General features: G+C 70.1%; 6 protein-coding genes and 1 pseudogene. 4 read left to right on the forward strand and 3 right to left on the reverse strand.

Features of this window, described 5'->3' with window-relative positions:
* Positions 1 to 1,265: pseudogene (locus JWP28_RS07300) on the forward strand (topoisomerase C-terminal repeat-containing protein); the annotation flags it as partial.
* Positions 1,266 to 1,281: 16 nt separating this feature from the next.
* Here JWP28_RS07300 and JWP28_RS07305 read toward each other — a convergent pair.
* Complete coding sequence (locus JWP28_RS07305; RefSeq protein ID WP_299541596.1) at positions 1,282 to 2,442, reverse strand: iron-containing alcohol dehydrogenase; 1,161 nt, start codon at positions 2,440 to 2,442, stop codon at positions 1,282 to 1,284.
* Positions 2,443 to 2,661: 219 nt separating this feature from the next.
* On the opposite strand from JWP28_RS07305, the gene rnr reads away from it, so the two are divergent.
* From rnr to rpmG, 3 genes are all read left to right on the forward strand, one after another.
* Positions 2,662 to 5,010, forward strand: a complete 2,349-nt coding sequence (rnr, locus tag JWP28_RS07310; RefSeq protein WP_299541598.1) for a ribonuclease R — start codon at positions 2,662 to 2,664, stop codon at positions 5,008 to 5,010.
* Between the two features lie 60 nt (positions 5,011 to 5,070).
* The gene (locus JWP28_RS07315; protein ID WP_299541599.1) at positions 5,071 to 5,787 is read left to right on the forward strand and encodes an NUDIX hydrolase; all 717 of its coding nucleotides are present in this window, start codon (positions 5,071 to 5,073) and stop codon (positions 5,785 to 5,787) included.
* A 128-nt stretch (positions 5,788 to 5,915) separates the two neighbouring features.
* Entirely contained in the window at positions 5,916 to 6,083 is a 168-nt protein-coding gene (gene rpmG / locus JWP28_RS07320) for a 50S ribosomal protein L33 (RefSeq protein ID WP_299541601.1), read from the forward strand.
* A 211-nt stretch (positions 6,084 to 6,294) separates the two neighbouring features.
* On the opposite strand, the gene JWP28_RS07325 is transcribed toward rpmG, so the two are convergent.
* Both JWP28_RS07325 and JWP28_RS07330 read right to left on the reverse strand, forming a co-directional pair.
* Positions 6,295 to 7,662, reverse strand: a complete 1,368-nt coding sequence (locus JWP28_RS07325) for a PleD family two-component system response regulator (RefSeq protein ID WP_299541603.1) — start codon at positions 7,660 to 7,662, stop codon at positions 6,295 to 6,297.
* A 4-nt stretch (positions 7,663 to 7,666) separates the two neighbouring features.
* The coding region (locus JWP28_RS07330) for a response regulator (protein ID WP_299541605.1) at positions 7,667 to 7,866 on the reverse strand (200 nt) is incomplete at its 5' end.

Genomic DNA, 7,866 nt, shown 5'->3' on the forward strand with positions numbered 1-7,866 from the left:
CCCGTTCCGACCAGCACTTCACCGAACCGCCGCCGCGGTATTCCGAAGCCAGCCTGGTCAATAAGATGGATGATCTCGGCATCGGCCGGCCCTCGACATACGCCTCCGTGCTGACCGTGCTGCGCGACCGCGAATACGTCCGCATGGACAAGAAACGCTTCATTCCGTAGGACAAGGGCCGCCTGGTCACGATCTTCCTCGAGAAGTTCTTCCTCCGGTATGTCGAATACGACTTCACCGCCGACCTCGAAGAGAAGCTCGACAAGGTCTCGGCGGGCGACCTCGACTGGAAGGTGCTGTTGCGGGAATTCTGGAAGGAGTTCCATCCGAAGACCGAGGAGATCCTGGGTCTGACCACGCGCTCGGTGCTCGACACCCTGGACGAGGCCCTCGCGCCGTTCCTCTACCCGCCCAAGGCCGACGGCTCGGACGTGCGCGTCTGTCCCACCTGCGGAACGGGGCGGCTGAGCATGAAGACCAGCCGCTTCGGACCCTTCGTCGGCTGCTCGAACTATCCGGAGTGCCGCTACACCCGCCCGATCGGCCAGGCCGAGGAGGGCGAGCAGGCCTCGGGCGACCGCGCGCTTGGCGTCGACCCGGACACCGGCATGACCGTCTTCCTGAAGTCCGGCCGCTTCGGCGCCTATGTGCAGCTGGGCGAGGGCGAGAAGCCCAAGCGGTCCAGCCTGCCCAAGGGCTGGTCGGCCCCGGACATGGACCTGGAGAAGGGCCTCAGGCTGCTGCGCCTGCCGCGCGAGGTGGGGCTGCATCCCGAGGACAGCCAGCCGATCACCGCCAGCATCGGCCGCTATGGGCCGTTCGTGCAGCACAACGGAACCTACGCCAACCTCACCGGCGCCGACGAGGTGTTCGACGTAGGCCTCAACCGCGCGGTGGTGCTGCTGGCCGAGAAACGCGCCGGGGGCCCGGGCCGCCGCGGCGAGGCTGCGGCGCTGAAGGACCTCGGCGCCCACCCGGCCGACGGCGCGCCGGTGCGGGTGCTATCCGGCCGCTACGGCCCGTACATCAAGCACGGTGCGACCAACGCCAACGTGCCGCGCGGGGCCGATCCCCAGACGGTGACCCTGGAGCAGGCGGTGGCCCTGCTGGCCGAGCGGGCGGCGAAACCCTCCGGCGGCGGCAAGCGCAAGCCCGCGCGGGCGGCCAAGGCGGCTCCGAAGGCGGCGGCCGCGAAAGCGCCGGCGAAGAAGAAGGCTGTGGCGAAGAAGAAGCCGGCGGCCAAGAAGGCTAAGGCCTCGGCTTAGCCCACCCCACCACCGCTCATCCCCGCGCGATCTCGAGGATCTCCACGATATCCCGCGGGCCGGTGATCGGCCGCGGGTTCGCGCGGACGCCGGCGTCATGCATGGTGTGCTCGGCGATGGCCTGGAACTGGTCCGGCCGGATGCCGACACTGGCGAGGTCGGTGGGCAGACCAAGGCCCGCGGCGAGCTGCTTCACGGCCTGGGAGGCCGGTGTGCCCTTCGCGCCCATCAGCTCGCTGACCAGGGCCTGGCGATCGGCGCCCACACCCTCGTTCCACTTCAGCACCGCCCACAGCATGACGCACGAGGTGATTCCGTGCGGCACGCCGTAGCTGCCGCCCAGGGTGTGGCCGATGGCATGGCTGGCGCCGAGCCCCCGCCCCGCGCCGGCGCCGCTCATCGCCAGCCACATGCCGAACTGGCACTCCTGCCGCGCGTCGAGGTCGGCCGGCCTTGCGTTGGCGGCGGCGAGCCCGCGCGCCAGGCGCCGCAGACCGTCCTCGGCCAGGGCGTCGGCGTAGGGCGTCCGGATGGGATTGCAGAGCTGCTCGACCGCGTGGTCGACGGCTTTGAGGCCGGTCGAGAAGAACAGCTGCGGCGGGGTTGCGAGCGTCATCGCCGGATCGAGGATCACCGCGCGCGGCGCGAGCAGCGCGTGGCCGAAGCCCTCCTTGGCGTGCTTGCCGGTGTCGGTGACGCCGGCGAACGGTGTGAACTCGGCGGCGGAGAGCGTGGTCGGCACGGCGACCATCCGCACCCCGGCCGCAAGGTCGGCGACCCGCACCCGGTCAGGTCCCTGGCCGGCGCGGTAGGCGTCGAGCTCCTCAGGCTTCGTGAGGCCCGCCCACAGGCAGATCTGCATGACCTTGGTGGCGTCGATCGCCGAGCCGCCGCCCACGGCCACCAGCAGGTCCGCCTCGAGCCGCCGGGCCTCGGCCGCGCCGGCGATCACGGCCTCGCGCGGCGAGTGTGCGCTGATCCCCGAAAAGACGCCGACGCAGAGGTCGCCCAGATCGGCCGCGGTCTGCGCCGCGACCCCGTCGGCGAGCGAAGCCGTGGTGGTGATCAGCAGCCGGCGAACGCCGTAGGACGCCGCCAGCTCCTTCAGCACCTCGACGGCGGGACGGCCATAGACCACCTCGTCTTGACGGGGGAAACGATGGGTTCCACTGAGCATGGGCGGTCCTCCTGACGCCACCTTAGCGCTGATCCGAGCGGCGAGCTCATCCGCCGGGCGTGCAATCTTAACCGCGAGCGCCTATATGAGCCCTGCGCATCGCTGCCGAACAGGCTGCGAAGAGGCCGCCAATCCGCAAATTCCGCGGGCGCAGCCGGGTTTCGCGCGCCCCCTCACCCAATACTCAAGAACACCCCTGAAAGGTGCTAAGCACCCCGTATGTCTAAACCTAAGCCACCCCATTCCCACGCGCCCCGGACGGCGCGCATTCCGAAGGGTCTGCCCGACCGGGACACCCTCCTGAAATACATCCGCGACAGCGGAGAGACCGACAAGGCCGCCATCGCCAAGGCCTTCGCCCTGAAGGGCGAGGAGCGCCGCGCGCTCCGCTCGATGCTGCAATCCATGGAAGCCGACGGCACGCTGGGCCGCAGAGGCCGCCGCGGCTTCGCCGAAGCCGGCGCCCTGCCCGAGGTCGGCGTGGTCGACGTCGTCGAGCGCGATCCGGACGGCGAGCTGCTGGTCCGGCTGACCAAGGGCGAGGACGCCCCGCTCGTGCCCCTTGCGCCGGCCCGCAAGGGCGACGTCGGCCCCGCGCCCGGCATGGGCGACCGGCTGCTGGTGCGCTTCGCCAAGCTGGAAAACGGCCAGTACGAGGCCCGGCTGATCAAGTCGCTGGGCGCCGGCGCGCAGCGGGTGCTGGGCGTGATCCGCAAGGCCCGCCGCGAGGTGCGCGTGGAGCCCGTCGACCGGCGCTCCAAGGAGAGCCTGCTGCTCACCGACCCGCAGGCCCAGGAGCTGCGCGACGGGGACCTGGTGCTGGCCCAGGCGACCACCGCCGAGACCCGCTACGGCCCCAAGCGCGGCAAGCTGCTGGAGGTCATCGGCCGCGAGGACGAGCCCCGCGCCGCCTCGCTGATCGCCATCCACGCCCACGGCATCCCGACTGGCTTCTCCGCCGCCGCAGAGGCCGAAGCCGCGGCCGCCCAGCCGCCGACCCTGGCCGGCCGCGAGAACCTGCGCGACATCCCCTTCATCACCATCGACCCGGCCGACGCCCGCGACCACGACGATGCGGTCTTTGCGCAGCCCGACGACGACCCAAAGAATCCCGGCGGCTGGATCGTCTGGGTGGCCATCGCCGACGTCGCGGCCTATGTGCGCCCGGGCTCGGCGCTCGACGAGACCGCCCGCGAGAAGGCCAACAGCGTCTACTTCCCCGACCGCGTCGAGCCGATGCTGCCGGAGGTGCTGTCCAACGGCCTCTGCAGCCTCCGCGAAGGCGAGAACCGCGCCTGCATGGCGGTGCGCATGGTCTTCGGCGCCGATGGGCGCAAGCGCAGCCACAGGTTCGTCCGCGGCCTGATGCGCTCGGCGGCCAAGCTTTCCTATGAGCAGGCCCAGGCGGCCGCCGACGGCCGGACAGACGACAAGACCGGGCCGATCGCCAAGACCATCATCCGCCCGCTATGGGCGGCCTTCGCGGTGCTGAAGAAGGGCCGCGACGCTCGCTCGCCGCTGGCCATCGAGAGCCTCGAGCGCCGCATCCACATCGACGAGATGGGCCGTGTCGACTCGATCCTGCCGCGCGCGGCGCTCGAAGCCCACAAGCTGATCGAGGAGATGATGATCCAGGCGAACGTGTCGGCCGCCGAGACCCTGGAGGCGAAGAAGACGCCGCTGATCTACCGGATCCACGACACGCCGAGCCCGGAGAAGATGCAGGCGCTGGTCGACTTCCTGCAGACGCTGGGTATCCCCTGGTCGAAGGGCGAGGCGCCGCGCACCGACCGCTTCAACAAGCTGCTGGAGGAGACCCGCAACACGCCCAATGCGGAGATCGTCAACGAGGTGGTCCTACGCACCCAGATGCAGGCGATCTATTCCACCGAGAACATCGGCCACTTCGGGCTGAACCTGGCCAAGTACGCCCACTTCACCTCGCCGATCCGCCGCTACGCCGACCTGGTCGTGCACCGCGGACTGGTCACAGCGCTCGGCCTGGGCGCCGACGGCCTCAGCGACCGCGACGTCTCGAAGATGAAGGACACCGCCGAAAGCATCACCTTCGCCGAACGCCGCGCCATGGCCGCCGAGCGCGACGCCAACGACCGCTATGTGGCGGCCTTCCTGTCCGACCGCGTCGGCGCGGAGTTCGACGGACGCATCACCGGCGTCACCCGCTTCGGCCTGTTCGTGCGGCTCAACGAGACCGGCGCCGACGGCCTCGTGCCGGTGTCGAAGCTGGGCGGCGAGTACTTCGTCCACGACGACCGGGCGCACGCCCTCGTGGGCGAGCGGACCGGCGCGCGCTGGCCGCTCGGCATGCAGGTGCGGGTGAAGCTGGCCGAAGCCACGCCGATCACCGGCGGCCTGCTGTTCGAGATGCTGAGCGAGCCCGCTGCGGCCGATCCCAACGCCCCCCGGCCCCGGCTCGGCATGCGCACCCGCAACGACCGGCGGCCTGGAAGCTCCGGGGGTGGCTTCAAAGGACCGCAGCGCGCCGGCCAGCCCGGCCGTCCGCGCAACATCCGCAACGGACGCAAGAAGGGCGGGGCGCGGCGCTAGGCCGCTGGTTCCCCTAGGTCAGGGTTTCCTCGGCCGCGCGGGGGACCATACAGTTGCTTGATGAGTGAAACCGAAGTCCCCGCTGAATTCCGTAAGCCCGAAGGGCCGCCGCGGATTCCCGGCGCGCGCGCCGTGCGGCCCAAGAACGCCGCGACGGTGATGATCGTCCGGCGCGATGGGGCCAAGCCCCGCGTCCTGATGGGCCGGCGGCACGGCGGCCACAGCTTCATGCCCGACCGCTGGGTGTTCCCCGGCGGGCGTATCGACCGGGCGGACTACCACGCCCCCTTCGCCACCGAGATGAAGCCGGAGGTCGGCGCGCTGTTCGACGCCTACCTGCCGGCCGGACGCGGGCGGGCGCTGGCGCTGGCGGCGATCCGCGAGACCTGGGAAGAGACCGGCCTGCTGCTCGCCCGCCCCGCACCCGCACGGCCCGCCGCGGGGCCCTGGCGCGAGTTCGTGGCGCAGGGCGCGCTGGCCGACCTGGAGGCGCTGGACATCGTCGCGCGCGCCATCACCCCGCCCAGCGTCGGCAAGCGCTTCGACACCTGGTTCCTGCTGGCCGACGCCGAGCGGCTATTGAGCCTCGAGCGCCAGGCCGATTGCGGGGAGCTGGAAGAGATCGCCTGGGTCGATTTCGACGAAGCGCAGGGCCTGCCGCTGCCCACCGTCACGCGGACGATGCTCAAGGAGGTGGTGCTGCGGATGGACGACCCCGCCCGGCCCAAGCCCTTCCTGCGCTACAAGGACCGCGCCATGCGGCCCGTCCACCTCTGAAGGGGGGCGGCTGAGGCGGAAGTCATTGACTTTGGCCCGCGGATTCGTATTTTCCGCGGCTCTTCGAACACCCGCCGTCGGCTTGTCCGTCCGGCCCCGCCCCATTCTCTCGCTTTAAGGGACCCGCCATGGCGAAGCCCGCCTCCATCAAGATCCGCCTGAACTCCTCGGCGGACACCGGCTTCTTCTACGTCACCAAGAAGAACGCCCGCACCAAGACCGACAAGCTGGTCCTGAAGAAGTACGACCCGGTGGTGCGCAAGCACGTCGAGTTCCGCGAAGGCAAGATCAAGTAGGCTTCGTAAGCTTCAGGATCTGCAACGAAAACGCCCGGCCGAAAGGTCGGGCTTTTTTCGTTTCTGGGGTCTTCCCCCGGTACGGGGGAAGTGGCCCGACAGCCACTTGGCTGGAGGGTCGATGGGGGAAGTCAAGGAAAGAAGATACTTCCCCCATTGTCGGCCGGGCTTCGCCCATTGCCGACATTTCCCCCGTACCGGGGGAAGGCAACTAAGCCGCTTTCGCGATCACCCGGTTGCGGCCGCGGGCCTTGGCCTCGTACATGGCCTCGTCGGCGCGGCGGACCAGCTTGGCGGGGGCGTCGTCGCCGCGCAGGCTGGCGGCCACGCCGATGGAGATGGTGACGGTGAGCAGCTCCTCGCCGCCCATCACCCGGAACGGCGAGCCGGCGACGTGCAGGCGGATGCGCTCGGCGATGCGGTGGGCGTGCTCCAGCTCGGTTTCCGGCATCACCACCACGAACTCCTCGCCGCCGAAGCGCACCGGCAGGTCCATGGCGCGGACGTTGGAGGCCAGCCTGACGGCGAACTCGCGCAGCACTTCGTCACCCACGGCGTGGCCGAAGCCGTCGTTGACCTTCTTGAAGTGGTCGATGTCGATGACCAGCAGCGCTACCGGATCGCCGCCGCCCACCACCGCGCGGCGGACCAGCGCCTCCAGCTGGCTTTCCATGTAGCGGCGGTTGTGCAGGCCGGTGAGCTGGTCGGTGACCGCCAACTCCAGCGACTGGTCGAGGTTGTCGCGCAGGTAGTCGGTGTAGCGCTTGCGGCGGATCTGGGTCTTCACCCGGGCGGCCAGCTCCTGCGGGTCGATGGGGCGCGGCAGGACGTCGTTGACGCCGATCTCCAGCGCCTTCACCAGCCGCGTCCGATCGTCGAAGTCGACGATGGCCAGGATCGGCAGGCTGCGGGTCACCTCGTCGGAGCGGATCTGGGCGGCGAAACGCAGGCCGTCAAAGGCCTTGGCGGCGGCGTTGACGATGATCAGGTCCACGGGGCCGCGGGCGGCGATCAGAGCGTTCTCAGGCGTCGTTTCGGAGACCGGGCGGTGTTCGATGGAAAGCTCGGCGCAGACCCGCTGGGCCTGGCGCTCGTGGTCGTCGACCACCAGGATACGGCCGCCGGTTCCGCCCAGGCGCGAGGCGACGCCCGCGATCACGCCCATGCGGCGGCCCGAGGCCTCCCGGTCGCGCAGCTCGTCAATCACCGATTTCAGGCGGGTCAGGCTGCGCACCCGGGCGAACAGCAGAACATCGTCGATGGGCTTGGTCAGGAAGTCGTCGGCGCCGGCCTCCAGCCCCGCGACCCGGTCGGCGCGGCCATCGAGCGCGGTCAGCAGGACCACCGGGATGTGGCGGGTTTCCGCGTCGTCCTTCAGCCGGCGGCAGACAGCGAAGCCGTCCATGCCGGGCATCATCACGTCCAGCAATACGATGTCGGGCTTCTCGGCCGCGGCCAGCGCCAGGGCGGTCGGCCCGTCCGGCGCGGTCAGCACCTCGTAGTACTCGGCCTCGAGCTTGGCCTGCAGCAAGCGGACGTTGGCCTCGACGTCGTCCACGACCAGGATGCGCGCGGACATGATCTCAACCCATCAGGCGGCGGATGGTGTCGAGGAAGTGGGTGACCGAGATCGGCTTGGAGATATAGGCCTCGCAGCCCCCCTCGCGGATGCGTTCCTCGTCGCCCTTCATGGCGAAGGCCGTGACGGCGACCACCGGGATTCCGGCCAGCTCCGCGTCCTCCTTCAGCCATTTGGTGACCTCCAGGCCGGAGATCTCGGGCA

Origin of the sequence: Phenylobacterium sp. (genome assembly GCF_028290885.1) — a bacterium.
GTDB lineage: Bacteria > Pseudomonadota > Alphaproteobacteria > Caulobacterales > Caulobacteraceae > Phenylobacterium.

Excerpts from the sequence above, each read along its gene's own strand:
- JWP28_RS07305 (WP_299541596.1), bottom strand. The coding sequence starts at position 2,442 with ATGCTCAGTGGAACCCATCGTTTCCCCCGTCAAGACGAGGTGGTCTAT.
- rnr (WP_299541598.1), top strand. The coding sequence starts at position 2,662 with ATGTCTAAACCTAAGCCACCCCATTCCCACGCGCCCCGGACGGCGCGC.
- JWP28_RS07315 (WP_299541599.1), top strand. The coding sequence starts at position 5,071 with ATGAGTGAAACCGAAGTCCCCGCTGAATTCCGTAAGCCCGAAGGGCCG.
- rpmG (WP_299541601.1), top strand. The coding sequence starts at position 5,916 with ATGGCGAAGCCCGCCTCCATCAAGATCCGCCTGAACTCCTCGGCGGAC.
- JWP28_RS07325 (WP_299541603.1), bottom strand. The coding sequence starts at position 7,662 with ATGTCCGCGCGCATCCTGGTCGTGGACGACGTCGAGGCCAACGTCCGC.